This window comes from Klebsiella sp. JB_Kp004 (genome assembly GCF_040065795.1).
Lineage (GTDB): Bacteria > Pseudomonadota > Gammaproteobacteria > Enterobacterales > Enterobacteriaceae > Klebsiella > Klebsiella quasipneumoniae.
This window is the reverse complement of the sequence record NZ_JBEAKW010000009.1, coordinates 21,938-46,722: the sequence shown is the minus strand read 5'-3', so window position 1 is coordinate 46,722 and position 24,785 is coordinate 21,938. Positions and strand designations below refer to the sequence as shown.

Sequence of the window (24,785 nt, the reverse complement as noted above, 5' to 3'; positions counted from 1 at the left end):
TCCCCCGGCGTCTTGCTTTGCATCAGGCGTTTTCTTTCAGCCAGTTCAACACCACGTCGTGGTGATTACTGGTTTTGAAGTCATCAAAGACGTGTTCGATTTTGCCATCGGCATCGACGAGGAAGCTGATACGGTGGATCCCGTCGTAGGTTTTCCCCATAAAAGATTTTTCGCCCCAGACGCCAAACTGCTCGCAAACCTGATGGTTTTCATCAGACAGCAGCGTAAAGTTCAGCAGCTCTTTTTCGGCGAAACGGGAGAGCTTTTCCGGTTTATCGGTGCTGATGCCCAGCACTTCCACACCGGCTTTTTTCAGGTCGTCCATATTATCGCGCAAGCCGCACGCCTGGACGGTGCAGCCCGGGGTCATGGCTTTCGGGTAAAAATAAACCAGGACACGCTGTCCCTGGAAGTCGGTTAAATTTACTTCCTCGCCGTCCTGGTCCGGTAAGCTAAATTTCGGTGCAAGATCACCGGCTTTCAGTGGGGTCATGGGTTAAACTCCATCCTGTTCATCATGCTGTGAATAATTAACGATGTTAATACTGCCTTGTGCATTGAGTTCTGTACATAGGGCTTTGAACGCTTGTTCGATATTTGCTGCATTTTGCGTCGCAGGGCTGTGAGCCGTTATCTGGATAAAAAGCTGCGCGGAATCGCCGTCTCCCGGCTGCGTGCGGGACACCAGTTCCGCGATATTCATATTCCATGTATCGCACAGGGCAGTGAAGCGCTCGATGATATGCGGTGAGTCCGGCACCTCAACCTGGACCCAGACGGTGTTTGGCATGGCCTGCGGCGGGCGCGCGGTGGTGCGTTTCATCACGATCAACAGCTCCAGCTCCGCGCCTTTCAGCGGCAGGGTTGATTCGATCAGGTTAATCGCATTCCACGAACCGGAAAGCAGCATGATAAACGTAAACTCATCACCGAGCATGGCCAGCCGGCTGTCTTCGATATTACAACCGCAGCTGCTGACGTGGCGAGTGATCGTATTCACGATGCCGGGACGGTCAGCCCCCAGGGCGGTAATAACCAGATAGTGTTGTAATGAGGCTGTCAAACCTGTTCTTCCTTTAAAAAGGTGAGGTAACATTAGGAAAGCATAAAAAAAACCGCCATACAACATCCCTGATGGCGTCGGGTCTCTTGCTTTTATTGCAGCTCCAAACGTAACATTGAGAATCTTGTCGCACTTCTGCTCTGAGGATGGCCCATGTTCACGGGAAGTATTGTAGCGCTTGTCACGCCGATGGATGAAAACGGTAATGTCTGCCGGACAAGCCTGAAAAAACTGATTGATTACCATGTCGCCAACGGAACCTCGGCGATCGTTTCGGTAGGGACTACCGGTGAATCCGCAACGCTGAGCCATGAAGAGCATGGCGACGTGGTGATGATGACGCTGGAACTGGCTGACGGGCGTATCCCGGTTATCGCGGGAACGGGAGCCAATGCAACCGCAGAGGCGATTAGCCTGACCAAACGTTTTAACGACAGCGGCGTAGTCGGCTGCCTGACGGTCACTCCTTATTATAACCGTCCGACCCAGGAAGGCCTGTTCCAGCACTTTAAAGCTATCGCCGAACATACTGACCTGCCGCAAATTCTGTATAATGTGCCGTCCCGTACCGGTTGCGATATGCTGCCGGAAACCGTTGGCCGTCTGGCGCAAATTAAAAATATTGTCGGTATTAAGGAAGCAACAGGGAACTTAAGTCGTGTTCACCAGATCAAAGAGCTGGTTTCAGACGACTTTATTCTGCTGAGCGGTGACGATGCGACCGGTATGGACTTTATGCAGCTCGGCGGCGTGGGCGTGATTTCCGTTACCGCCAACGTGGCGGCGCGCGAAATGGCCGACATGTGCCGTCTGGCGCTGGCGGGTCAATTTGCCGAAGCCCGGGCGATTAACCAGCGTCTGATGCCATTGCATACAAAATTATTTGTCGAACCCAATCCTATCCCGGTGAAATGGGGATGCAAGGCGTTGGGTCTTGTGGCGACCGATACGCTGCGCTTGCCGATGACGCCTATCACCGACCAGGGTCGTGAAGCCGTTACCGCCGCGCTGAAGCATGCCGGTTTGCTGTAAAGTTTAGGGAGATTTGATGGCTTACTCAGTACAGAAGTCGCGCCTGGCGAAGGTTGCGGGTGTTTCGCTGGTTCTACTCCTCGCGGCCTGTAGTTCCGACTCGCGCTATAAGCGTCAGGTGAGCGGTGATGAGGCCTATTTACAGGCGTCACCGTTGAGCGAACTTCACGCGCCGGCGGGGATGATCCTGCCGATTCAGGTGGGTGATTACAACATTCCGGTGGCCAACAGCACCGGCGCGGTCGGCAAGGCGCTGGACATTCGCCCGCCGGCGCAGCCGCTGGCATTGGTTAGCGGCGCCCGCACCCAGTTCAACGGCGATACCGCGACGCTGATGGTCGAAAACGGCCGCAGCGGTTCGCTGTGGGCGCAGGTTACCAGCATTCTTCAGTCGAAGAACTACGTTATCGCCAAGCGCGATGATGCGAGCCAGACGCTGAACACCGACTGGGTTGAGTGGAACCGTCTTGATGAAGATCAGCAGTATCGCGGTCGTTATCAAATCTCCGTCAAACCGCAGGGCTATCAGCAAGCGGTTGTGGTCAAGCTGGTGAATCTGGAGCAGGCGGGTAAACCGGTTGCCGATCCGGCGTCACTGCAGCGCTACAGCACCGCCATGCTGAACGTCATTTCGGAAGGCCTGGACATGAACGCCACCAGCGCCCAGAACGCCGCTCAGCGCAGCGCGGGCGCTACTTTCGACGTGCAGAGCGCTGCCGACGATACTGGCCTGCCAATGCTCGTCGTTCGCGCGCCGTTTAACATGGTGTGGCAGCGTCTGCCGGGCGCCCTCGAGAAAGTGGGGATGAAAGTGACCGACAGCACGCGCTCTCAGGGCAGCATGGCGCTGACCTACAAGCCGCTGTCTGACAGCAGCTGGCAGGAGCTGGGCGCACGCGACCCGCAGCTGGTCTCCGGTGACTACAAACTTCAGGTCGGCGACCTCGATAACCGCAGTAGCCTGCAGTTCATCGACCCGAAAGGCCACACCCTGACGCAGTCGCAAAATGACGCTCTGGTAGCCGTATTCCAGGCCGCATTTAACAAGTAATCAAAAGGGCTGGAGCAATCCGGCCCTTTTAATATATAGTGACGCAAACGTGTGCGTATACACATCATCCTTCAAATTGCCTCTTTGTTGGCCGCCTTCGTTCACCCCAGTCACTTACTTTTGTAAGCTCCTGGGGATTCGCTCAGTTGCCGCCTCGATGCACTTTGAATGATTTTGTGTATAGGTGGAAACGTATTTTTAGGCTCAATATCACTGGAGTAGTGAAAGATGAAAAAGCAAGCTGAGTTGTATCGTGGTAAGGCGAAGACAGTATACAGCACCGATAATCCGGACCTGCTGGTACTGGAATTCCGTAACGATACGTCAGCAGGTGATGGCGCGCGCATCGAGCAGTTCGATCGTAAAGGCATGGTGAATAACAAGTTCAACCACTTCATTATGAGCAAACTGGCAGAAGCGGGCATCCCTACCCAGATGGAAGCGCTGCTCTCCGATACCGAATGCCTGGTGAAAAAACTGGATATGGTGCCGGTGGAGTGCGTGGTGCGTAACCGTGCGGCAGGCTCGCTGGTAAAACGTTTAGGCATTGAAGAAGGTATCGAGCTGAATCCGCCGCTGTTCGATCTGTTCCTGAAAAACGATGCCATGCACGATCCGATGGTCAACGACTCCTACTGCGAAACCTTCGGCTGGGTGAGCAAAGAGAATCTGGCGCGGATGCGCGAGCTGACCTACAAAGCCAACGACGTGCTGAAAAAATTGTTCGATGACGCCGGTCTGATTCTGGTGGACTTTAAGCTGGAGTTTGGTCTGTTCAAAGGCGAAGTGGTACTGGGCGATGAGTTTTCGCCGGACGGCAGCCGCCTGTGGGACAAAAACACCCTTGATAAAATGGACAAAGACCGCTTCCGCCAGAGCCTTGGCGGCCTGATCGAAGCCTACGAAGAAGTGGCTCACCGCCTGGGCGTTAAGCTCGACTAACTCGCCCGCCGCCAGAAGATGGTCTCATCTTCTGGCGTCTCTTGCTGTTTCCTGTGGTAATCCTGCGCTGAACCGCCTACGATCTCTGCTATTGATACATAACAGGGAATGAGGTGCTTATGCGCTGGCAAGGGCGTCGCGAAAGCGACAATGTTGAAGATCGACGCGGTCAATCGGGCTCGCCGTTTGGCGGCGGGGGCGGCGGCTTCCGGCTGCCGAGCGGGAAGGGCGGCATTGTGCTGCTGATTATTGTGCTGGTGGCGGGCTATTACGGCGTGGATTTGACCGGCATGCTGACCGGCGAACCGATGCCGCAGCAGCAGACCTCCACGCAGCGCTCCATCAGTCCGAAAGACGATGAAGCGGCGAAGTTTACTTCGGTGATCCTGGCCACCACCGAAGATACCTGGGGACCGATCTTTGAAAAGATGGGCCGCCAGTACCCCCAGCCAAAGCTGGTGCTCTACCGCGGCGCGACCCGTACCGGCTGCGGTACCGGCCAGTCGGTGATGGGGCCGTTCTACTGTCCTGCCGACAGCACGGTCTATATCGACCTGTCATTCTACGATGAGATGAAAAATAAACTGGGCGCCGACGGCGACTTTGCCCAGGGGTACGTCATTGCCCATGAAGTGGGTCATCACGTGCAAAAACTGCTGGGCATTGAGCCGAAGGTCCGCCAGCAACAGCAGCATGCCACCGAGGCCGAAGCCAACCGGCTGTCGGTTAAGATGGAGCTGCAGGCAGACTGCTTCGCCGGCGTCTGGGGCCATAATATGCAGCAGCAGGATATTCTGGAAACCGGCGATCTGCAGGAGGCGCTGAACGCCGCCGAGGCCATCGGCGACGACCGTCTGCAGCAGCAGAGCCAGGGGCGGGTGGTACCGGACAGCTTTACCCACGGCACGTCAAAACAGCGCTACACCTGGTTCAAACGCGGTTTCGACAGCGGCGACCCGGCGCAGTGCAACACCTTCGGCAGCGCCCTGTAATCGCCACCGATGATGGACGCGTTGCTTGACCTCACCGCGCAGATGGCGCGGGAGGGAATTCGCCGCCTGCTGGTACTCAGCGGCGACGAGGCCTGGACGCTGCAGCAGGCGCAGGCGCTGCGGGAGAGGCTCGCCGGCGATGGCCTGTGGGTGGGCCCCGAGCCGGTTTTCGCGCCCGGGGTGGCGCCTGGCGCCCTGAAGACGCTGCTGGGGCGGGAAGTCATGCACGCCTTTTTCGATGCCCGGCGCGGATTTGATGTAGCCGCCCTGGCGGCCCTGAGCGGTACCCTGCGGGCGGGAAGCTGGCTGGTGCTGCTGACGCCCCCCTTCGCCGACTGGCCGTCCCGGGTGGATGAGGACTCCCTGCGCTGGAGCGATACGCCCGACCCGATCTCTACCCCCCACTTTGTTCTCCGCTGCTGTCGGCAGTTTATCGCCGACCCCGATGTGCTGCTCTGGCGGCAGTCGGACTCGCCGCGGCTCCCGCTGGCCGTCCCGCGCCCTGACTGGCATCCCGCCGAGGGTCACCCGCTGGCCGAACAGGCGGCGATCCTTGCGCAATTGTTGCGTCTACCGCCCGGTATCGCGGCGGTGACGGCTGAACGAGGGCGAGGCAAATCCGCCCTCGCGGGCATGTTGCTGCGCCAGCTCGCGGGCGAGGCCATCGTTACCGCCCCGACCCGCAGCGCTGTCGATGTGCTGGCGAGCTTTGCCGGCGAGGCGTTTCGCTTTATGGCGCCTGATGCGCTGCTGTCATCGAAAGAAACGGCGTCCTGGCTGATTGTCGATGAGGCCGCGGCCATTCCGGCTCCGCTTCTCCGGCAGCTGGTAAGCCGTTTTCCCCGCACGCTACTCACCACGACGGTGCAGGGTTATGAAGGCACCGGGCGCGGGTTCCTGCTGAAATTTTGCGCCAGCCTGCCCCATCTGCAGTCGTTTAGCCTGAGCGCGCCGATCCGCTGGGCCGCGGGCTGTCCGCTGGAGTCAGCCATCAGTCAGCTGCTGATCTTCAGCGATGAGGCATTTCGCGATGCGCCGACGGGGGAGGTTTCCGTGGAAGAGGTCGATCAGTCCAGCTGGCAAACGCGGCCGACGCTGCCGGAGGCGATGTACCAGCTGTTGTCCGGGGCGCATTACCGCACTTCTCCTCTCGATCTGCGGCGCATGATGGACGCGCCGGGCCAGGCTTTCCGCTGCGCACGCGCCGGCGGCGCGGTGGCGGGCGCCCTGTGGCTGGTGGCCGAGGGGGGACTTTCTCCTGAACTCAGCCGGGCGGTGTGGGCGGGTTTTCGCCGGCCGCGAGGGAACCTGGTCGCCCAGTCGCTGGCGGCGCATGGCGGCAGTCCCCTCGCGGCGACGCTGCGCGGGCTGCGGGTCAGTCGGATCGCCGTCCACCCCGCCCGCCAGCGCGAAGGGCTGGGGCAGCAGATGATCGCGGATATCGCCGCCGATGCCGCAGGTTATGACTATCTCTCCGTCAGCTTTGGCTATACCCCTGAGCTGTGGCGCTTCTGGCAACGCTGCGGGTTTATCCTCGTGCGGCTGGGTACTCATCGCGAGGCCAGCAGCGGATGCTATACCGCGATGGCTCTGTTCCCGCTGACTGCAGCGGGGCATCAGCTCGCGCAGCGGGAGGCGCAGCGGCTACAACGCGATGAATACTGGCTGCGCCCGTGGCGGGACGCGCCCGCGCCGCTGCCGGCCGTTTCAGGGGCTATGCTTAGTGAGGAGGACTGGCTGGAAGCGGCCAGCTTTGCCTTCGCCCATCGCCCGCTGGCTGCGGCGCTGGGTTGCCTCAATCGTCTGCTGATGCAGGTCGACATGCCGTTGCCGGCGCTGCGCGGGCGCCTGCAGGGGGAAGAAGAGGCCGAACTCTGCGCCGCGCTGCAGCTAACAGGGCGTAAAGCTCTGCTGGCGAGATGGCGTCAGGAGGCCGCGGACGCCTTGCGCTTCCTCGATGCAGCGCGCGCTGAGGCGCTGCGTCAGCAGGTAGCGCACCTGCAATTTTTTTAACTAACTCATTCAGTTAAATGGCATGGTCATATTTGGCGAGCGGCGTACACTGCCCGCATACACAAAGGAGACAGCCATGAAACACGATCATTTTATTGTTCAAAGCCCTGCGACGCCTGCGCAACAGCTGTTGCTGCTGTTTCATGGCGTGGGGGATAACCCGGTCTCCATGGGGCAAATTGGCAGCTGGTTCGCGCCGCAGTTTCCTGATGCGCTGATCGTTAGCATTGGCGGGGTTGAGCCTTGCGGTCCCAACGGCCGGCAGTGGTTTTCGGTGCAGGGAGTGACGGAAGAGAATCGTCAGCAGCGTATCGACGCCATTATGCCGACCTTTATTGACATTGTGCGCTACTGGCAGGAAAAGAGCGGCGTCAGCCCGCTGGCCACCGCGCTGATCGGCTTCTCTCAGGGGGCGATCATGTCGCTGGAGAGCATCAAAGCGGCGCCGGATCTGGCTTCGCGGGTGATCGCCTTTAATGGCCGCTACGCGACGCTGCCGGTCACCGCAACGACGGCCACCACCATTCACCTGATCCACGGTGGTGACGATCGGGTTATCGATCTGGCATGGGCGGTGTCGGCTCAGGAGGCGTTGTTGCAGGCGGGGGGCGACGTGACCTTAGATATTGTTGACGATCTGGGGCATGCCATTGACGATCGCAGCATGCAGTTTGCGATTGAGCGACTGCGCTATACCGTGCCGAAGCACTATTTTGATGAGGCGCTGAGCGGCAGTACGCCGAAAGGGGACGATATCATCGAAATGCTGTAACCCCGGCGGGCGGGGTTACAGGCGGGCGGTACCGCGATAAAGGCAAACTTACGGTTTCTTCGACTGGTCGTGCTTCGGCCAGTCGTCGTCATCGTCCCATTTATCGTTAAAATCACGGTGCGGCGGCAGATCGGGTTTGTTGTTGAGGAATTTTTTGTGGTCAACGCGGTTCAGATCTTTAATCACGTTGATAATTACCCCCACCAAAAAGACCAGCACCAGAATCCACCAGTGTTTAATAAGCCATTCCATGCGCGCTTCCTCTTTACGTCAGTACGTCAGGCGACCAGCTGTTCCATTACGCGTTGATACATCCGCGCCAGCAGCTGCAGGTCGGCGGCGTTCACACATTCATTAATTTTGTGAATCGTGGCGTTCACGGGGCCCAGCTCTACCACCTGCGCCCCCATGCGCGCGATAAACCGTCCGTCTGAGGTGCCGCCGTTGGTTAACAGCTGCGGTTTGATCTCATTATAGTGCTCAATCGCGTTGACGACCGCATCCACTAGCTTGCCCCGTCCGGTGAGGAACGGCTGGCCGGAGAGCCACCACTCCACGCTGTAACGCAGCTGGTATTTTTCCAGCAGGGCGACCACCCGGGCTTTGATCATCTCATCCGTCAGTTCCGTACTGAATCGGAAGTTGAACTGGACGAACATATCGCCAGGGATCACGTTGTTGCTGCCGGTGCCGGACTGCACGTTGGCAATCTGCATGCTGGTCGGCGGGAAGTATTCATTGCCTTTATCCCACTCGATATTGACCAGCTCCGCCAGCATCGGCGCCGCGCGATGGACGGGGTTATCGGCAAGGTGCGGATAGGCGACATGGCCCTGTACGCCGTGAATGGTCAGATTGCAGGTCAGCGAGCCGCGACGGCCGTTTTTCACCACATCGCCGACCACTTCGGTACTGGAGGGTTCGCCGACCAGACAGTAGTCCAGACGCTCGTTACGCGCCATCAGCGTCTCCACCACTTTGACGGTGCCGTTTTTGGCGCTGGCCTCTTCATCAGAGGTAATCAAAAACGCCAGCCGGCCCCGGTGGTTCGGGTACTGCGCGACAAAACGCTCAGCGGCAACCACCATCGCCGCCAGCGAGCCTTTCATATCCGCAGCCCCGCGGCCAAACAGCATCCCGTCGCGGATGGTGGGTTCGAACGGCGGATTGATCCAGCGGTCGGCGTCGCCTGCCGGGACCACGTCGGTGTGGCCGGCGAAGGCCAGCGTCTCGCCGTGGCCGCGCCAGGCCCAGAAGTTCTGCGTATCGCCGAAATCCATCGGTTCAACGGTAAAGCCGATCGCACGCAGGCGTTCAATCATTAACGCCTGGCATCCCGCATCATCGGGGCTAAGGGAAGGGCGGCGAATAAGCTGCTGAGCCAGCTCAATGACCGGGCAAGACATAGACTATACCTCGTTAAACTGCTGATAACTTGCTTCACTAAAACCCAGCAGCATAGGACGACCGGGCGCGCAGAGCAATGGGCGTTTGATAATCGCCGGCATTTCCAGCATCAATGCGGCGGCGGCATCGGCATTATCGATGCTGTTGCGCAGCGATTCGTCCAGCTTGCGCCAGGTGGTGCCGCGGGTGTTCAGCAGCGCCTGCCAGCCCAGTTCGGCAATAAAGGTATCCAGTTGCGCGCGGTCGAGGCCATCGGCGCGGTAGTCATGGAAGCGATAGTCAATCTGATGCGCTTCCAGCCAGCGGCGGGCTTTTTTAATGGTATCGCAGTTTTTAATTCCGTACATGGTGAGCATAGATAAACCTTTAACATTCAATTAAGCGGTTAACTCAGATATTTCCGAATATATAAGCCTTATTGAAATAATACGTGATTCAGATGAATAAATATAACTTTTTACCGGGTATCTTGTGCCATGTATTCGGGTGATTAAAATTTGCCCAGTCGCGGGCATGATGTGAGGGCACTAACAATATTATGAAAATGTTGCCTGATGGTGCTCTGCGTCACATAATTTTTACATACGAGACGGCATAGTGGCGGCAACCAGAGGTTTTATCTCTGTCAGCGGTCCACAAGACAATCAGAGCAATAGGGGAGCACAACTTCCCATCAGCAATGAAGTTATATAGAATCGACCATAATAATAAGAGAGGCTATTATGATTGAACATGAACTGGGGAACTGGAAAGATTTTATTGAAGGCATGCTTCGTAAATAAATTTCCGCAATGTGAGCAGGGGAATAACGCGACGTAAATAAGCGCGTCATGGTTCTGAACACATAAAGAAGGCGACCATCCAGGTCGCCTTTTCTGTTATTCCGGCTCGCCGCCGACGCCCGACGGTTTATTGCGGACGCTCCTTCAGCGGAAAGCGGCGGCGCACCAGCACAAAGAACAGCGGTACGAAAAAGATGGCCAGCACGGTGGCGGAGATCATCCCGCCCATCACCCCGGTACCGACCGCATGCTGGCTGCCGGAGCCGGCTCCGGTGCTGGTGGCCATCGGCAGGACGCCGAAGATAAACGCCAGCGAGGTCATCAGAATGGGGCGCAGGCGCTGACGGCAGGCCGACAGCGTGGCGCTGAGCAGATCCTGGCCTTTCTCGTTGAGCTCATTGGCGAACTCGACGATCAGAATGGCGTTTTTCGCCGACAGGCCGATCACCGTCAACAGGCCCACCTGGAAGTAAACGTCATTCTCCAGGCCGCGCATCCAGGTCGCCAGCAGGGCGCCAATCACCCCGAGTGGGACCACCAGCATCACCGAGAACGGCACCGACCAGCTCTCGTACAGCGCCGCCAGGCACAGGAACACCACCAGCAGAGAAATCGCGTACAGGGCCGGCGCCTGAGCGCCGGAGAGGCGTTCCTGATAGGACATGGCGGTCCATTCGAGGCCAAAGCCGGTTGGCAGCTGCGCGGCCAGTTTCTCCATCATGTCCATCGCGGTACCCGTACTGATGCCCGGCGCCGCCTCACCGACGATCTCCACCGCCGAATAGCCATTGTAGCGCTCCAGACGCGGCGAGCCGGTCTCCCAGCGCGAGGTGGCGAAGGCCGAGAACGGCACCATCGTGCCGCTGCTGTTGCGGACGTACCAGAGATTGATATCGTCAGGCAGCATTCGATATTTCGCCGCCGCCTGGACGTAGACTTTCTTCACCCTCCCGCGATCCATAAAGTCGTTGACGTAGCTCGACCCCCACGCGGTTTGCAGCGTATCGTTGATGTCGTCAATGGAGACGCCCAGCGCCTGAGCTTTACGCTGATCGATATCGACCTGCAGCTGCGGGCTGTCGTCGAGCCCGTTATGCCGGACGCGGGTCAACAGCGGGTTTTTACCCGCCAGCTCAAGCAGCGTATCGCGTGCCGCCATCAGCGCATCGTGCCCCTTACCGGCGTGATCTTCCAGCTCCATATCGAAGCCTGCCGAACTGCCGAGGCCGCTGATCGCCGGCGGGCTGCTGGCGATGACCCGGGCTTCGTTGATCTGATTAAACGCTTTGGTGGCGCGTTCAATAATGGCAAAGGAGGAGCCGGTTTGCGGATCGCGCTGGTCCCAGTCTTTGAGGCGCACGAACATACGGGCTACGTTCTGCCCGTTGCCGCCGGGGCCGGAGCCAACGGTAGCGAACACCGACTCCACGTTTTGCTTCTCGTTATTGAGGAAGTAATCTTCCGCTTTCTGCACCACTTTCAGCGTCTGCTGTTGGGTGCTGCCGCTCGGCAACTGTACCGAGGTGGTGAACATCCCCCGATCCTCCAGCGGCAGGAATGAGGTGGGCAGATGCAGGAACAGGAACACCATCCCGCCGAGCAGAACGACGTAGATCAGCATCCAGCGCAGCGAGCGATGAAGAATTTTGCCGACGAAGGTTTCATAGCGGCTGGCGCTGCGGTTAAAGGTGCGGTTGAACCAGCCGAAGAAGCCTTTTCTCTCATGAGATTCACCTGGCTTAACCGGTTTGAGCAGGGTGGCGCAAAGGGCCGGGGTGAGGATCATGGCCACCAGCACCGAGAGGACCATCGCCGCGACGATAGTAATTGAGAACTGGCGATAGATAGCGCCGGTGGTGCCGCCGAAGAAGGCCATCGGCACAAACACCGCCGACAGCACCATCGCGATCCCCACCAGCGCGCCCTGAATTTGTCCCATCGATTTGCGGGTGGCTTCCCGCGGCGACAGGCCTTCCTCGCTCATGATGCGCTCAACGTTTTCCACCACCACGATGGCGTCATCCACCAGCAGGCCGATAGCCAGCACCATCGCGAACATCGTCAGGGTGTTGATGCTGTAGCCACAGGCATAAAGCACCGCGAAGGTGCCCATCAGCACCACCGGCACGGCGATGGTCGGGATCAGGGTAGCGCGGAAGTTCTGCAGGAACAGATACATCACGAGGAAAACCAGCAGGATCGCCTCCAGCAGGGTTTTCACCACGTCGGTAATGGAAGCCTTCACGAAGGAGGTGGTCTCGTAGGCGACTTTATATTCCAGCCCGTGCGGGAAATACTGCGACAGCTCATTGAGGCGAGCGATCACGCGCTCCGCGGTGGCCATTTCGTTGGCGCCGGAGGCGAGCTTAATTCCCAGGCCAGAGGCGGCCTGGCGGTTATAGCGGCTAAGATAGTCGTACTTCTCCGCCCCCATCTCCACGGTAGCGACATCGCCGAGGGTCACTTCTGAACCATCCTGATTGACGCGCAGGGTGATATTGCGAAACTGTTCCGGGGTTTGCAGCAGAGATTGCGAGTTGATGGTGGCGTTCAGCGCCTGCTTATCGACGGAAGGCGTGCCGCCGAGCTGGCCGACGGCAATCTGGGCGTTCTGCGAACTGATGGCGTCGGTAACATCCTTGGTGGTCAGCTGGAAGCTATTGAGCTTTGCCGGATCGAGCCAGATGCGCATTGAGTATTGCGAGCCGTAGGCGTCGATATCCCCTACGCCGTTGACGCGGCTGAGCGGGTCCTGAATGTTACTGGCGACGTAGTCGGCGATATCCTGTTTATCCATACTGCCGTCGGTGGAGACGAAGGCGAGGGTCAGGATATTGGTATCGCCAGTCTTGCGCACCGTTACCCCCTGGTTTTGCACCGCCTGCGGCAGCTTACGCATCGCCGACTGCAGCTGGTTTTGCACCTGCTGCACGGCTTCGTCCGGGTCGGTACCGGCGGTAAAACTGAGGGTGATGGTCGCCTGGCCGGTGGCGCTGCTCTGGGATGACATATACATCAGGTTATCGAGGCCGGTCATATTCTGTTCGATAACCTGGGTGACGGTATTCTCCAGGGTTTGCGCGGAGGCGCCGGGATAGTTGGCCGTGACCCGCACATTCGGCGGGGCCAGATCGGGATACTGTTCAACCGGCAGCGACAAAATGGCAAGGGTGCCCGTCAGGCATAACAGGATTGCCAGCACCCACGCAAAAATGGGGCGATCGATAAAGAAATTCGCCATCAGAATAAAAACCTCATATGCACATGTTCTTGTTATTGCACAGCCTGTGCCACTTTAGCCCCAGCGCCTCCGGCAATCGTGGAGAAATTAAGGAGATAGTGTAATTTATCATGTTGCTTTTGCCGTATCGTAAAGAAACATCGAACTTTCCTGCCGCCGGGTCGGCCACTCCGCTTCGCCCGCAGCACCCGGGGACGCATTATTCCTTGCCGGTGTGAAACCTGATTTCATTTAAGTCAAAAAAATTGATCCAAAACGGATTCTTTCCAGAAAAAGGGTATCCTGGGCAAATGAACATTGTTCCGGCCTCGTCTTGTCGGGTAATAAATAGGCATGCGCATTAAGGGGTTATTCACCAATAAGACAAAAGGAAGCCATGAACCACTTTATATTGAGCGATAGCCGAAAATGTATCGGTTGCCAGGCCTGCGAAGTGGCCTGCGTAATGGCGCATAACGAGGAGCAACATGCGCTGACCCCGCAGCGCTTTTTGCCCCGTATCACCGTGATTAAAGCAGAAGGGCAGCGTAACGCCATCACCTGCCGCCACTGCGAAGATGCCCCCTGCCTCCGCAGCTGCCCCAACGGCGCCATCGCCCAGACTGTCGACAGCGTTCAGGTCTGTCAGGAGAAATGCATTGGCTGTAAATCCTGCATGGTGGCCTGCCCGTTCGGGGTGATGCAGGTCGTGGTCACGCCGCAGGCCGCAGGCCAGGTGAAAGCCAGCGCGCAAAAATGCGATCTGTGCGCGGGCCGCGAGGCGGGACCGGCCTGTGTGGAAAACTGTCCGGCGCAGGCGCTGAGCCTCGCCGACGATGAGACATTGACCACGCTGGCCAGGCAGCGGCGTCTGCGGTCGGCCTGCCAGGAGGCGCAGCCGTGGCAGCGCGGCGCGGCCCCCGCCAGGCAGCCCGACGCCGGCGAGAAGGCCAGGCAAATGGCGATGACGCCGCCGCGCGGAGAGCCGGATAAGCTGGCGGCGGAGGCGCGTAAGAGCCACTTTGAGGAGATCTATCAGCCGTTCACCCCGACGCAGGCACGGCAGCAGGCCGCCCGCTGCCTGAAATGTGGAGAACACAGCATCTGTGAATGGACCTGTCCACTGCATAACCACATTCCGCAGTGGGTCGAGCTGGTGAAGGCAGGGGATATCGCCGCCGCGGTCGCCCTGTCCCATCAGACCAACTGTCTGCCGGAGATCACCGGCCGCGTCTGCCCTCAGGACCGGCTGTGTGAGGGCGCCTGCACCCTGCGCGATGAAAGCGGCGCGGTCACCATCGGCAATATTGAGCGATTTATATCCGACCAGGCGCTGGCCAGCGGCTGGCGTCCGGACCTCTCGCAGGTTAAGCCGAGCGGCAAACGGGTGGCGATTATCGGCGCCGGACCGGCCGGGCTGGCCTGCGCCGATGTGCTGGTGCGCCACGGCGTACAGCCGGTGGTCTTTGACCGTCATCCGGAGATCGGCGGCCTGCTGACCTTCGGCATTCCGGCGTTCAAGCTGGATAAGTCACTGCTGGCCCGGCGGCGGGCGATTTTCTGCGAGATGGGCGTCCACTTTGAGCTCAACTGCGAGGTGGGGAAAGATATCCCCCTGGCGACGCTGCTGGCTGAGTATGACGCGGTGTTCGTCGGCGCCGGAACCTATCGCTCCATGAAGGCCGGCCTGCCGAATGAAGAGGCGCCCGGGGTCTACGACGCGCTGCCGTTTCTTATCGCCAACACCAAACAGGTGATGGGGCTGACGGAATCGGCGCTGGAGCCTTATGTCAACACCGCCGGGCTGAACGTGGTGGTGCTGGGGGGCGGCGATACGGCGATGGACTGCGTGCGCACCGCGCTGCGCCATGGCGCCCGCGAGGTGACTTGCGCCTATCGGCGGGATGAAGCCAACATGCCGGGCTCGAAAAAAGAGGTCAAAAACGCCCGCGAAGAGGGGGCGCTCTTTGAGTTTAACGTCCAGCCGGTGACGCTTGAGCTGGACGAGAACGGACGGGTGAACGGGGTTCGCTTTTTGCGCACCGAGCTTGGCGCGCCGGACGCCGGCGGAAGACGCCGCCCGACGCCGATCCCCGGCAGCGAGTTTGTTATGCCGGCAGAGGCGGTGATCATGGCCTTTGGCTTCCACCCGCACCGCATGCCCTGGCTGGAAGCGGCCGGGGTGGCGCTGGACAGCCAGGGGCGGATTAAAGCCGGAGTGGAGAGCCGTTACCGTTATCAGACCAGTCAGGAGAAGATCTTCGCCGGCGGCGATGCCGTGCGCGGCGCCGACCTGGTGGTAACGGCGATGGCGGAAGGCCGTCATGCGGCGCAGGGGATCCTTGACTATCTGGGGCTGAAAACGACGCCGCTTCACTGACGACAAACCCGGCTCCGCAGCGTAGTATGAGGGCGTCCTTTTACGCTGTGGGGTCGGTATGTCACTCAATATTCACGTCATTAAAGATAAAATCCTCTCTGAGAACTGGTTCGTACTACGCAACATGACCTATGAGCTGACGCGGGCGGACGGCAGCGTCGTGCGCCACAAACGCGAGGTCTACGATCGCGGCAATGGCGCCACCGTGCTGCTGTATAACCGCCATAAGCAGACGGTGGTCCTGGTGCGTCAGTTCCGGGTCGCCACCTGGGTCAATGGCAATCATGACGGCATGCTGATTGAAACCTGCGCCGGGCTGCTGGACAACGACGAGCCGGAGGCCTGCATTCGGAAAGAGGCGGTGGAAGAGACCGGCTATGAAGTGGGCGAGGTGCGAAAGCTGTTTGAGCTGTTTATGTCGCCAGGCGGCGTCACCGAAGTGGTGCATTTCTTTATCGCCGAGTACAGCGACGCCCAGCGAACCACCAGCGGCGGCGGGGTGGATGACGAAGCCATCGAGGTGCTGGAGCTGCCCTTTAGCCAGGCGCTACAGATGGTCGCTGATGGGGAGATCCGCGACGGGAAAGCGGTCATTCTGCTGCAGTATCTGCAAACCTCCGGCCTGATGTAGGGGAACTCTGACAAATCCGATTGAGTCAGCGGCTGCCGTTGTCCAGGATAGGCGCCGTGGTCGGGTTTATCTGGGGTCGGGCGGTTCATGCTTTTTCGCATCATTTTTTTCCTCTTTCTGGCGGTGCTGCCTTGCTCACAGGCATGGTCGGCACCGGCGCAGCAGCGCTTCAACGACTGGCAGGTCACCTGTAATAACCAAAATTTCTGCGTCACCCGCAACGTGGGGCTGCATTATGGTCTGGTGATGACCCTCAGCCGCAGCGCCGGGGCGGCTACTGACGCCAGCCTGCGTATCGAACTGGGCGGCACCGGCAATCCGGTGGCGACGCTCGCGCCGATAGCGCCGCGCCTGCTGCTGGATGGTAAACCGCTGTCCCTGACCGACAAGCGCTGGCGCATTGAAGATAAACTCATTAAAACCGACGACAGCGTGACGATCGATGCCTTCCTTCAGCGGGTCCAGGAGGGAAAAACCCTCTCGCTGGCCAACGGCCTGCAGACCATCTCCCTGCAGGGGCTGAAAGCGGCCCTGTTATTTATCGATGCCCGGCAAAAGCGGGTGGGCAGCGAAACGGCCTGGGTCGGCAAAGGGGAGGAGCCGCCGCTCAGCGTACCGCCGGCGCCGGCGCTGCGCGCGGTGGCGAGCGCGGTCACGGCGCAGTCGCCGCTGGGACGTGATGAACTCAACGATCTGATGGATTACGGCAATGAGCGGATGAGCAACAGCAACTGCTCCCTCGATCCGTTCCGCCGCGAAATTCGCGTCACTGCGCTGACGGATGACAAAGTGCTGCTGATGACCAGCTGTGAATCCGGGGCGTACAACACCGTCTGGCTGGCCTGGCTGGTCTCCCGCCAGCGCCCGTATGTCGCCCGTCAGGTGCGGCTGACGCTGCCATTTCAGCCGCCCGGCGAGGCGCCGCGGGAGATTGAGCTGATTAACGCCAGCTATGATGACCGTCGTCATGAGCTGGTGACCCTGGACAAGGGGCGCGCGTCTGGCGATTGCGGGATCCAGACCCGCTGGCGTTTTGACGGCCAGCGGTTCAGCCTCTCCCGTTACGCACAGCAGCCGACGTGCGACAACTGGCAGGGGCCAGATGCCTGGCCCACGCTGTGGATCACCCGTTAAGCACCTGTTCGGCGGTGGCGACGATATGGTCGACCGTAAAGCCAAAGAACGGGAACAGCTGCTCCGCCGGGGCGGATTCACCGTAGCCGGTCATGCCGACGATCTTGCCTTTTAAGCCGACATATTTATACCAGTAGTCCGCTATCCCGGCCTCGACGGCCACCCGGGCGCTGACGTCCGACGGCAGCACCGACTCGCGCCAGGCCTCGTCCTGAGCGTCAAACACGTCGGTGGAGGGGAGCGAAACCACCCGCACATTCACTCCGTTGGCCAACAGTTTTTCCGCCGCCAGGACGGTGATTTCCACTTCCGAGCCGGTGGCGATAAGGATCAGGTCGGGTTTGCCGCCGGCATCCTTCAGCACGTAGCCGCCCCGGGCGATATCCTGAACCTGTTGCGGGGTACGCGGCATCTGCGCCAGGTTTTGTCGCGACAGGATCAGCGCCGTCGGTCCGCCCTGACGCGCGATGGCCGCCTGCCAGGCGACGGCGGTCTCCACCTGGTCGCAAGGGCGCCAGGTGCTGAAGTTGGGCGTCAGCCGCAGACTGGCCAGCTGTTCCACCGCCTGGTGGGTCGGACCGTCTTCCCCAAGACCGATGGAGTCATGGGTATAGACCATGATCTGCCGGGCCTTCATCAGGGCCGCCATGCGCGCGGCGTTGCGGGCGTATTCCACAAACATCAGAAAGGTCGAGGTATAGGGAATGAAGCCCCCGTGCAGGGCGATGCCGTTAGCCACCGCGGTCATGCCGAATTCGCGCACGCCGTAGTGAATATAGTTGCCGGCGGCATCCTCTTTAATCGATGTCGAGCCGGACCAGATGGTCAGGTTACTCGGCGCGAGATCCGCCGAACCGCCCAGCAGCTCCGGGAGGTGGGGGCCGTACGCGTTCAGCGCATTCTGCGAGGCTTTACGGCTGGCGATCTTCGCCGGCTCGGCCTGCAGCTTCGCCACGTAGTCACGCGCCGTCGCGGCAAAATCTTCCGGCAGGGCGCCTGCCATGCGACGGGTTAGCTCAGCGGCCAGTTCCGGGAACTGCTGCTGGTAGGCGGCGAATTTCTCGTTCCAGGCGTGCTCGGCTTTTTCGCCGCGTGGCCGCGCATCCCAACCCTGATAGATCTCTTTCGGGATCTCAAAGGGCGGATATTTCCAGCCCAGCTGCTGGCGGGCCAGGGCCACCTCTTTTTCACCCAGCGCCGCGCCGTGCGACTCCTCTGAGCCGGCTTTGTTGGGCGAACCGAAGCCGATGATGGTCCGACAGATGATCAGCGACGGCTTATCTTTCACCGCCTGCGCTTCCGTAATGGCTTGTTTGATGGCCTGCGGATCGTGGCCGTCGATATCGCCGATCACATGCCAGTGGTAGGCGCGGAAGCGTTCCGCTGTATCGTCGGAAAACCAGCCTTCGGTTTTGCCGTCGATGGAGATGCCGTTGTGATCGTAAAAACCGATCAGCTTGCCCAGTCCGAGCGTGCCTGCCAGCGAACAGGCTTCATGGGAGATCCCCTCCATCAGACAGCCATCGCCCATGAAAACCCAGGTGTGATGGTCGATAATCTCATGACCGGGGCGGTTAAACTGCGCCGCCAGGGTGCGTTCGGCAATGGCCATACCGACGGCGTTCGCCAGCCCCTGGCCCAGCGGGCCGGTGGTGGTCTCCACCCCGGGGGTATAGCCATGCTCCGGGTGACCCGGCGTTTTAGAGTGAAGCTGGCGGAACTGCTTTAGCTCTGACAGCGGCAGATCGTAGCCGGTCAGGTGCAGCAGACTGTAGAGCAGCATCGACGCGTGGCCGTTGGACAGAATAAAGCGGTCGCGGTCCACCCAGCCAGGGTTTTGCGGATTGTGCTTGAGAAAATCGTTCCACAGCACTTCGGCAATATCTGCCATCCCCATTGGCGCACCGGGGTGGCCGGAATTGGCTTTCTGCACCGCGTCCATACTCAGGGCGCGGATGGCGTTGGCAAGCTCTCTTCGGGACATAGTTTTCTCCGTGAGACTAAAGTGACAGTTTGGCGGCAAGCAGATCTTCCAGTTTGCGTTGATCGACGGCGAACAGGCGGATACCCTCCGCCAGCTTTTCGACCGCCATAGGATCCTGATTATGTTCCCAGCGGAACTCCGCCTCGCTGAGCGGCACCGGGCGCGGCAGGATCTGGCTGGCAGGGATCAGTTTGCGCACCACCGGGGCGTCGCTGGCCTGCAGCTCTTTTAATAAAGGCGGGGCGATGGTCAGGCGGTCGCAGCCGACCAGGGCGAGGATCTGCTCGGTGCGGCGGAAGCTGGCGCCCATCACGATGGTGTTGTATTTATGCTGTTTGAAGTAGTCATAGATATTGCGCACGGATTTCACCCCTGGATCTTCCTCAACCACGTAAGGATCCAGCGGTTTGCGCGCCTGATACCAGTCATAAATACGCCCGACGAAAGGGGAGATCAGATAGACCCCGGCTTCGGCGCAGGCCCGGGCCTGGGCGAAGGAAAACAGCAGCGTCAGGTTGCAGTGGATCCCCTCTTTTTCCAGCGTTTCGGCGGCGCGGATCCCCTCCCAGGTGGAGGCCAGCTTGATCAGGATCCGTGACTTATCAATGCCCATCTCCTGATACAGCGCCACCAGATGGCGCGCCTTCTCGATACTCTTCTCCCGGTTGAAGGAGAGCCGGGCGTCCACCTCGGTGGAGACACGGCCAGGAATGCTTTTGAGTATCTCCGCGCCAAAATTGACCGCCAGCTTATCGCAGGCGTGAGTTACCTGCGCTTCGCGGCTGCCTCCTTGCTTTTTGGCCCAGGCGATCGCGTCGTCGATGAGTCCGCTATAGGACGCCAGCCCGGCGGCCTTCAGCAGCAGGGAGGGGTTGGTGGTGGCATCTTCCGGATGGTAGTGGCGGATGGATTCGATGTCGCCGCTGTCGGCGACCACGGTGGTGAACTGCTTAATACTGTCTAGCTGATTCATGGATAAGTCCTCCTGGAACAAGGTGTTACATGAGTGCTTGCCGGTATGCGGTATAAATATTGATGAGGTACATAACCAAAAAGCATAGCAGACGGGGCTATTATTGGCGGCGAATCCGGGTAACATAACCGCTATAAATTGATAACAACCAGATCATAGCGATGGCCAGAGTTTGGCGGTGTTCAAAGTTTATCGCCCCGCCAGGAGGGATACTGTCTGCCACTGAAAGGTGAACGACAGGATGGTCATCACGCTTTTTCCCTACGAACGATACGTGAAAGAAAGGAATATAAAATGGATGAGCAGTTAAAACAGAGCGCCCTCGACTTCCACGAATTTCCGGTTCCCGGAAAAATCCAGGTCTCGCCGACCAAACCTCTCGCCACCCAGCGCGATCTGGCGCTGGCCTACTCGCCGGGCGTCGCGGCCCCCTGTCTGGAAATCGAAAAAGATCCGCTGGCGGCTTACAAATATACCGCCCGCGGCAACCTGGTGGCGGTCGTCTCCAACGGCACTGCGGTGCTGGGGCTTGGCAACATCGGCGCCCTGGCCGGCAAACCGGTAATGGAGGGCAAAGGCGTCCTGTTTAAGAAATTTGCCGGCATCGATGTGTTTGATATCGAAGTCGATGAGCTGGACCCGGACAAATTCATTAACGTCGTCGCCGCCCTCGAGCCGACCTTCGGCGGCATCAACCTCGAAGATATTAAAGCGCCGGAGTGTTTCTACATTGAGCAGCAGCTGCGCGAGCGGATGAATATTCCGGTGTTCCATGACGATCAGCACGGCACGGCGATCATCAGCACCGCGGCGATCCTCAACGGCCTGCGCGTCGTTGAGAAGAATCTGTCCGACGTGCGGATGGTGGTCTCCGGCGCGGGGGCGGCGGCTATCGCCTGCATGAACCTGCTGGTGGCGCTGGGGATGCAAAAGCACAACATCGTGGTCTGCGATTCGAAAGGCGTTATCTATAAGGATCGTGAGCCGAACATGGCGGAAACCAAAGCGGCCTACGCGGTGGAAGACGACGGCAAACGCACCCTTGATGACGTGATCGACGGCGCGGACATTTTCCTCGGCTGCTCCGGTCCGAAAGTGCTGACCCCGGAGATGGTGAAGAAGATGGCGCGCGCGCCGCTGATCCTCGCCCTGGCCAACCCGGAGCCGGAAATTCTGCCGCCGCTGGCGAAGCAGGTCCGTGATGACGCCATCATCTGCACCGGCCGCTCCGACTACCCTAACCAGGTCAACAACGTCCTCTGCTTCCCGTTCATCTTCCGCGGCGCGCTGGACGTCGGCGCGACGGCGATCAACGAAGAGATGAAGCTGGCGGCGGTGCATGCCATTGCCGAGCTGGCCCACGCCGAGCAGAGCGAAGTGGTCGCCTCCGCCTACGGCGATCAGGATTTAAGCTTTGGCCCGGACTACATTATTCCGAAACCGTTCGATCCGCGGCTGATCGTCAAGATCGCCCCCGCGGTGGCGAAGGCGGCGATGGACTCCGGCGTGGCGACGCGCCCGATCGCCGATTTTGACGCCTATATCGAGAAGCTGAGCGAGTTCGTCTATAAGACCAACCTGTTTATGAAGCCTATCTTCTCTCAGGCGCGCAAAGAGCCGAAGCGCGTGGTGCTGGCGGAAGGGGAGGAGACCCGGGTGCTGCACGCCACCCAGGAGCTGGTGTCGCTGGGGCTGGCCAAACCGATTCTGGTGGGGCGCCCGAGCGTGATTGAAATGCGCATCCAGAAGCTGGGCCTGCAGATCAAGGCCGGCGTTGACTTCGAGATCGTCAATAATGAATCCGACCCGCGGTTTAAAGAGTACTGGAGCGAGTACTACCAGCTGATGAAACGCCGCGGCATTACCCAGGAGCAGGCGCAGCGGGCGGTGATTAGCAACACCACGGTGATTGGCGCCATCATGGTTCACCGTGGCGAAGCGGATGCGATGATCTGCGGCACCATTGGCGAGTACCACGACCACTACCGCGTGGTGCAGCCGCTGTTCGGCTATCGCGATGGCGTCAGCACCGCCGGGGCGATGAACGCGCTGTTGCTGCCGAGCGGCAACACCTTTATCGCCGACACCTATGTCAATCACGATCCATCGCCGGAAGAGCTGGCGGAGATCACCCTGATGGCGGCGGAAAGCGTGCGTCGCTTTGGTATCGAACCGCGGGTGGCGTTGCTGTCGCATTCCAACTTTGGCTCTGCCGACTGCCCGTCCGCCAGCAAGATGCGCAGAACCCTTGAGCTGGTGAAGGCGCGCGCGCCGGAGCTGATGATCGATGGCGAAATGCATGGCGACGCCGCGCTGGTGGAAAGCATTCGCAACGATCGCATGCCGGACAGCCCGCTGAAGGGGTCGGCCAATATTCTGGTGATGCCGAATATGGAAGCCGCCCGGATCAGCTATAACCTGCTGCGCGTCTCCAGTTCGGAAGGGGTCACCGTCGGGCCGGTGCTGATGGGGGTAGCGAAGCCGGTGCATATCCTGACGCCGATCGCCTCTGTGCGTCGCATCGTGAATATGGTGGCGCTGGCGGTTGTCGAAGCGCAAACCGAACCGCTGTAAACGTCATAAAAAAGCCCCGGTACTCCGGGGCTTTTTGGTCTGATTTGGCGTCGCTCAGATCCAGGCTTTCACTTTAATAAACTCGTTCAGCGCCGCCTCAGGGCTGCCGGCCTCCGGCTGGTAATCATATTCCCAGCGCACCAGCGGCGGCATCGACATCAGAATAGATTCCGTCCTACCGCCGGTCTGCAGACCGAACAGGGTGCCACGGTCCCAGACCAGATTGAATTCGACGTAGCGGCCGCGGCGATAGAGCTGAAAATGGCGCTCACGCTCGCCGTACGGCGTGGCTTTTCGGCGTTCGACGATGGGTAAATAGGCGTCAGCGTAACCGTTACCCACTGCCTGCATAAAGGCGAAGCAGTGGTCAAAATCCGGGGTGTTCAGGTCGTCAAAGAACAGACCGCCAATCCCGCGCTGTTCCTGGCGGTGCTTCAGATAGAAATAATCATCGCACCATTTTTTATAGCGCGGATAGACGGCTTCGCCGAAAGGCAGACACAGATCGCGGGCGGTACGATGCCAGTGGACGGCATCCTCTTCAAAGCCGTAGTAGGGGGTTAAATCAAAGCCGCCGCCGAACCACCACACCGGCTCGGCGCCAGGCTTTTCGGCAATAAAGAACCGCACGTTGGCGTGGCTGGTGGGCACATAGGGGTTCAGCGGATGGACCACCAGCGAGACGCCCATGGCTTCAAAGCTGCGTCCGGCCAGCTCCGGGCGGTGGGCGGTGGCGGAGGCTGGCATGGCGTCGCCATGGACATGGGAAAAGTTGACCCCCGCCTGCTCGAACACATTGCCGTCGCGCAGCACCCGGCTGCGTCCGCCGCCGCCGCCTTCCCGCTGCCAGGCGTCTTCAATAAACGGCGCGCCATCCACGGCGCTTAGCTGCTGACAGAGGCTGTCCTGCAGCTGGAGCAGAAAAGTTTTAACCTGCGCGGCATCGGGTTTCATTAACGTCTCTTCGAATGGGCTTTCTGGTTATCGAACCAGTGGAAATAGCTGATAATGCCGTTGGCAATCGCGGTGGCGATTTTCTGCCGGAAGGCGGTGGTGCCGAGCAGTTTTTCCTCGTTCGGGTTCGTAATGAACGAGGTTTCCACCAGCACGGACGGTATGGACGGCGACTTCAGCACCACGAACGCCGCCTGTTCGGTATTGCGGCTGTGCAGCTTATGCACCGGCTTGATCTTTTTCAGGATATGCGAGCCCAGCGTCAGGCTGTTTTTAATGGTGTCGGTCTGTACCAGATCGAACAGCACCTGCTGCAGCAGATGGTCTTTATCCGTCGCTTTCTTACCGGCGACCTCGTCGGCGCGGTTTTCGCGATCGGAGAGGTATTTCGCCATGGCGCTACTGGCGCCGCGGTTTGACAGAGCGAACACCGAGGCGCCGGCAGCGCTCGGGTTGGTGAAGCCATCGGCGTGGATCGACATAAACAGATCGGCGCCGTGCTGATGGGCAATCTCCACGCGGTCATACAGCGGGATAAAGGTATCGCCGGTGCGGGTCAGGCGGGCGTCAATGCCGTTGCTGCGCAAGATGCTGCGCACGTTCTTAGCGATCGCCAGCACCACATGCTTCTCTTTCGAGCCATTATGGCCGATAGCCCCGGTGTCGATGCCGCCGTGGCCCGGGTCGAGCATCACAATGCGGCGTGCGCCGGCCTTTTTGGCGGCGGGTTTGCTGTGTCCATTTGATGTTTTCAGTGGCTGCTCTTTTGCGCTGACCTGTGCAGTGACGCCGCTCAGCGTCATGGCAGCCAGCCCGGCTTTCAGCACCTGACGGCGCGAAGCAAGTATTTTTAAGGGTTTAAAAGTGCTCATTCGGCCTGA

The 24,785-nt window shown here is 59.7% G+C and carries 21 protein-coding genes; 11 read left to right on the top strand and 10 right to left on the bottom strand.

Annotated features, from left to right (window positions below; translation table 11 throughout):
• Window positions 1-22: 22 nt before the first annotated feature.
• Window positions 23-493, bottom strand: a complete 471-nt coding sequence (bcp, locus tag ABLX76_RS11310; protein WP_004201935.1) for a thioredoxin-dependent thiol peroxidase — start codon at window positions 491-493, stop codon at window positions 23-25.
• A 3-nt stretch (window positions 494-496) separates the two neighbouring features.
• Entirely contained in the window at window positions 497-1,063 is a 567-nt protein-coding gene (locus tag ABLX76_RS11305; RefSeq protein WP_002913804.1) for a glycine cleavage system transcriptional repressor, read from the bottom strand.
• A 153-nt stretch (window positions 1,064-1,216) separates the two neighbouring features.
• Here ABLX76_RS11305 and dapA point away from each other — a divergent pair, with 153 nt between their 5' ends.
• From dapA to ypfH, 6 genes are all read left to right on the top strand, one after another.
• Window positions 1,217-2,095 (top strand): 4-hydroxy-tetrahydrodipicolinate synthase, encoded by an 879-nt coding sequence (dapA, locus tag ABLX76_RS11300; RefSeq protein ID WP_023290616.1) that lies wholly within the window; start codon window positions 1,217-1,219, stop codon window positions 2,093-2,095.
• A gap of 16 nt (window positions 2,096-2,111) precedes the next feature.
• Window positions 2,112-3,146: an outer membrane protein assembly factor BamC gene (bamC, locus tag ABLX76_RS11295; protein WP_023290615.1), complete on the top strand. Its 1,035-nt coding sequence runs from the start codon at window positions 2,112-2,114 to the stop codon at window positions 3,144-3,146.
• A 228-nt stretch (window positions 3,147-3,374) separates the two neighbouring features.
• Window positions 3,375-4,088 (top strand): phosphoribosylaminoimidazolesuccinocarboxamide synthase, encoded by a 714-nt coding sequence (purC, locus tag ABLX76_RS11290; protein ID WP_002913801.1) that lies wholly within the window; start codon window positions 3,375-3,377, stop codon window positions 4,086-4,088.
• 119 nt (window positions 4,089-4,207) lie between these two features.
• A complete protein-coding gene (locus tag ABLX76_RS11285; protein ID WP_023290614.1) occupies window positions 4,208-5,080 on the top strand; it encodes a neutral zinc metallopeptidase in 873 nt (290 codons plus the stop codon).
• A 9-nt stretch (window positions 5,081-5,089) separates the two neighbouring features.
• Complete coding sequence (locus ABLX76_RS11280) at window positions 5,090-7,093, top strand: GNAT family N-acetyltransferase (RefSeq protein ID WP_348874527.1); 2,004 nt, start codon at window positions 5,090-5,092, stop codon at window positions 7,091-7,093.
• Window positions 7,094-7,169: 76 nt separating this feature from the next.
• Entirely contained in the window at window positions 7,170-7,865 is a 696-nt protein-coding gene (gene ypfH / locus ABLX76_RS11275; protein WP_023290612.1) for an esterase, read from the top strand.
• Between the two features lie 48 nt (window positions 7,866-7,913).
• Here ypfH and ABLX76_RS11270 read toward each other — a convergent pair whose 3' ends face one another.
• Genes ABLX76_RS11270 through ABLX76_RS11260 form a run of 3 tightly spaced genes read right to left on the bottom strand, consistent with a single transcriptional unit; the run spans window position 7,914 to window position 9,628 of the window.
• Entirely contained in the window at window positions 7,914-8,117 is a 204-nt protein-coding gene (locus ABLX76_RS11270; protein ID WP_002913768.1) for a YpfN family protein, read from the bottom strand.
• Window positions 8,118-8,143: 26 nt separating this feature from the next.
• Entirely contained in the window at window positions 8,144-9,271 is a 1,128-nt protein-coding gene (gene dapE / locus ABLX76_RS11265; protein ID WP_048336289.1) for a succinyl-diaminopimelate desuccinylase, read from the bottom strand.
• A 3-nt stretch (window positions 9,272-9,274) separates the two neighbouring features.
• Window positions 9,275-9,628 carry an ArsC family reductase gene (locus ABLX76_RS11260; RefSeq protein WP_023290610.1) on the bottom strand — a complete coding sequence of 118 codons (354 nt, stop codon included), beginning with the start codon at window positions 9,626-9,628 and terminating at the stop codon, window positions 9,275-9,277.
• A 366-nt stretch (window positions 9,629-9,994) separates the two neighbouring features.
• On the opposite strand from ABLX76_RS11260, the gene ypfM reads away from it, so the two are divergent.
• On the top strand, window positions 9,995-10,054 hold the full coding sequence (ypfM, locus tag ABLX76_RS11255) for a protein YpfM (RefSeq protein ID WP_100181659.1): 60 nt from the start codon (window positions 9,995-9,997) through the stop codon (window positions 10,052-10,054).
• Between the two features lie 127 nt (window positions 10,055-10,181).
• On the opposite strand, the gene acrD is transcribed toward ypfM, so the two are convergent.
• Window positions 10,182-13,295: a multidrug efflux RND transporter permease AcrD gene (gene acrD, locus ABLX76_RS11250; RefSeq protein WP_032453700.1), complete on the bottom strand. Its 3,114-nt coding sequence runs from the start codon at window positions 13,293-13,295 to the stop codon at window positions 10,182-10,184.
• 376 nt (window positions 13,296-13,671) lie between these two features.
• Here acrD and aegA point away from each other — a divergent pair, with 376 nt between their 5' ends.
• The 3 genes from aegA (at window position 13,672) to ABLX76_RS11235 (ending at window position 17,419) form a co-directional block, all read left to right on the top strand.
• A complete protein-coding gene (aegA, locus tag ABLX76_RS11245; protein WP_348874526.1) occupies window positions 13,672-15,654 on the top strand; it encodes a formate-dependent uric acid utilization protein AegA in 1,983 nt (660 codons plus the stop codon).
• Between the two features lie 58 nt (window positions 15,655-15,712).
• Window positions 15,713-16,285: a GDP-mannose pyrophosphatase NudK gene (nudK, locus tag ABLX76_RS11240; protein WP_132136431.1), complete on the top strand. Its 573-nt coding sequence runs from the start codon at window positions 15,713-15,715 to the stop codon at window positions 16,283-16,285.
• Between the two features lie 87 nt (window positions 16,286-16,372).
• Entirely contained in the window at window positions 16,373-17,419 is a 1,047-nt protein-coding gene (locus ABLX76_RS11235; RefSeq protein ID WP_023290607.1) for a DUF1176 domain-containing protein, read from the top strand.
• On the opposite strand, the gene tkt is transcribed toward ABLX76_RS11235, so the two are convergent.
• Entirely contained in the window at window positions 17,409-19,403 is a 1,995-nt protein-coding gene (gene tkt, locus ABLX76_RS11230; RefSeq protein WP_023290606.1) for a transketolase, read from the bottom strand. The two genes, ABLX76_RS11235 and tkt, sit on opposite strands and share 11 nt — an antisense overlap.
• Before the next feature lie 16 nt (window positions 19,404-19,419).
• On the bottom strand, window positions 19,420-20,376 hold the full coding sequence (gene tal, locus ABLX76_RS11225; protein ID WP_023290605.1) for a transaldolase: 957 nt from the start codon (window positions 20,374-20,376) through the stop codon (window positions 19,420-19,422).
• A 294-nt stretch (window positions 20,377-20,670) separates the two neighbouring features.
• Here tal and maeB point away from each other — a divergent pair, with 294 nt between their 5' ends.
• Window positions 20,671-22,950, top strand: coding sequence for an NADP-dependent oxaloacetate-decarboxylating malate dehydrogenase (gene maeB / locus ABLX76_RS11220; RefSeq protein ID WP_023290604.1), 2,280 nt, complete (start codon window positions 20,671-20,673; stop codon window positions 22,948-22,950).
• Window positions 22,951-23,004: 54 nt separating this feature from the next.
• Here the strand turns inward: maeB and hemF are convergent, their stop codons facing one another.
• Together hemF and amiA are read right to left on the bottom strand one after the other, a co-directional pair.
• Window positions 23,005-23,904, bottom strand: a complete 900-nt coding sequence (gene hemF, locus ABLX76_RS11215) for an oxygen-dependent coproporphyrinogen oxidase (protein WP_032453691.1) — start codon at window positions 23,902-23,904, stop codon at window positions 23,005-23,007.
• On the bottom strand, window positions 23,904-24,776 hold the full coding sequence (amiA, locus tag ABLX76_RS11210) for an N-acetylmuramoyl-L-alanine amidase AmiA (RefSeq protein WP_004201984.1): 873 nt from the start codon (window positions 24,774-24,776) through the stop codon (window positions 23,904-23,906). Before amiA ends, hemF begins: the two co-directional genes overlap by 1 nt.
• Between the last annotated feature and the right edge of the window lie 9 nt (window positions 24,777-24,785).

Bases quoted from the DNA above. Each gene is read 5' to 3' on its own strand.
- bcp (WP_004201935.1), bottom strand. From the start codon at position 493: ATGACCCCACTGAAAGCCGGTGATCTTGCACCGAAATTTAGCTTACCG.
- dapA (WP_023290616.1), top strand. From the start codon at position 1,217: ATGTTCACGGGAAGTATTGTAGCGCTTGTCACGCCGATGGATGAAAAC.
- bamC (WP_023290615.1), top strand. From the start codon at position 2,112: ATGGCTTACTCAGTACAGAAGTCGCGCCTGGCGAAGGTTGCGGGTGTT.
- purC (WP_002913801.1), top strand. From the start codon at position 3,375: ATGAAAAAGCAAGCTGAGTTGTATCGTGGTAAGGCGAAGACAGTATAC.
- ABLX76_RS11285 (WP_023290614.1), top strand. From the start codon at position 4,208: ATGCGCTGGCAAGGGCGTCGCGAAAGCGACAATGTTGAAGATCGACGC.
- ABLX76_RS11280 (WP_348874527.1), top strand. From the start codon at position 5,090: ATGATGGACGCGTTGCTTGACCTCACCGCGCAGATGGCGCGGGAGGGA.
- ypfH (WP_023290612.1), top strand. From the start codon at position 7,170: ATGAAACACGATCATTTTATTGTTCAAAGCCCTGCGACGCCTGCGCAA.
- ABLX76_RS11270 (WP_002913768.1), bottom strand. From the start codon at position 8,117: ATGGAATGGCTTATTAAACACTGGTGGATTCTGGTGCTGGTCTTTTTG.
- dapE (WP_048336289.1), bottom strand. From the start codon at position 9,271: ATGTCTTGCCCGGTCATTGAGCTGGCTCAGCAGCTTATTCGCCGCCCT.
- ABLX76_RS11260 (WP_023290610.1), bottom strand. From the start codon at position 9,628: ATGCTCACCATGTACGGAATTAAAAACTGCGATACCATTAAAAAAGCC.
- acrD (WP_032453700.1), bottom strand. From the start codon at position 13,295: ATGGCGAATTTCTTTATCGATCGCCCCATTTTTGCGTGGGTGCTGGCA.
- aegA (WP_348874526.1), top strand. From the start codon at position 13,672: ATGAACCACTTTATATTGAGCGATAGCCGAAAATGTATCGGTTGCCAG.
- nudK (WP_132136431.1), top strand. From the start codon at position 15,713: ATGTCACTCAATATTCACGTCATTAAAGATAAAATCCTCTCTGAGAAC.
- ABLX76_RS11235 (WP_023290607.1), top strand. From the start codon at position 16,373: ATGCTTTTTCGCATCATTTTTTTCCTCTTTCTGGCGGTGCTGCCTTGC.
- tkt (WP_023290606.1), bottom strand. From the start codon at position 19,403: ATGTCCCGAAGAGAGCTTGCCAACGCCATCCGCGCCCTGAGTATGGAC.
- tal (WP_023290605.1), bottom strand. From the start codon at position 20,376: ATGAATCAGCTAGACAGTATTAAGCAGTTCACCACCGTGGTCGCCGAC.
- maeB (WP_023290604.1), top strand. From the start codon at position 20,671: ATGGATGAGCAGTTAAAACAGAGCGCCCTCGACTTCCACGAATTTCCG.
- hemF (WP_032453691.1), bottom strand. From the start codon at position 23,904: ATGAAACCCGATGCCGCGCAGGTTAAAACTTTTCTGCTCCAGCTGCAG.
- amiA (WP_004201984.1), bottom strand. From the start codon at position 24,776: ATGAGCACTTTTAAACCCTTAAAAATACTTGCTTCGCGCCGTCAGGTG.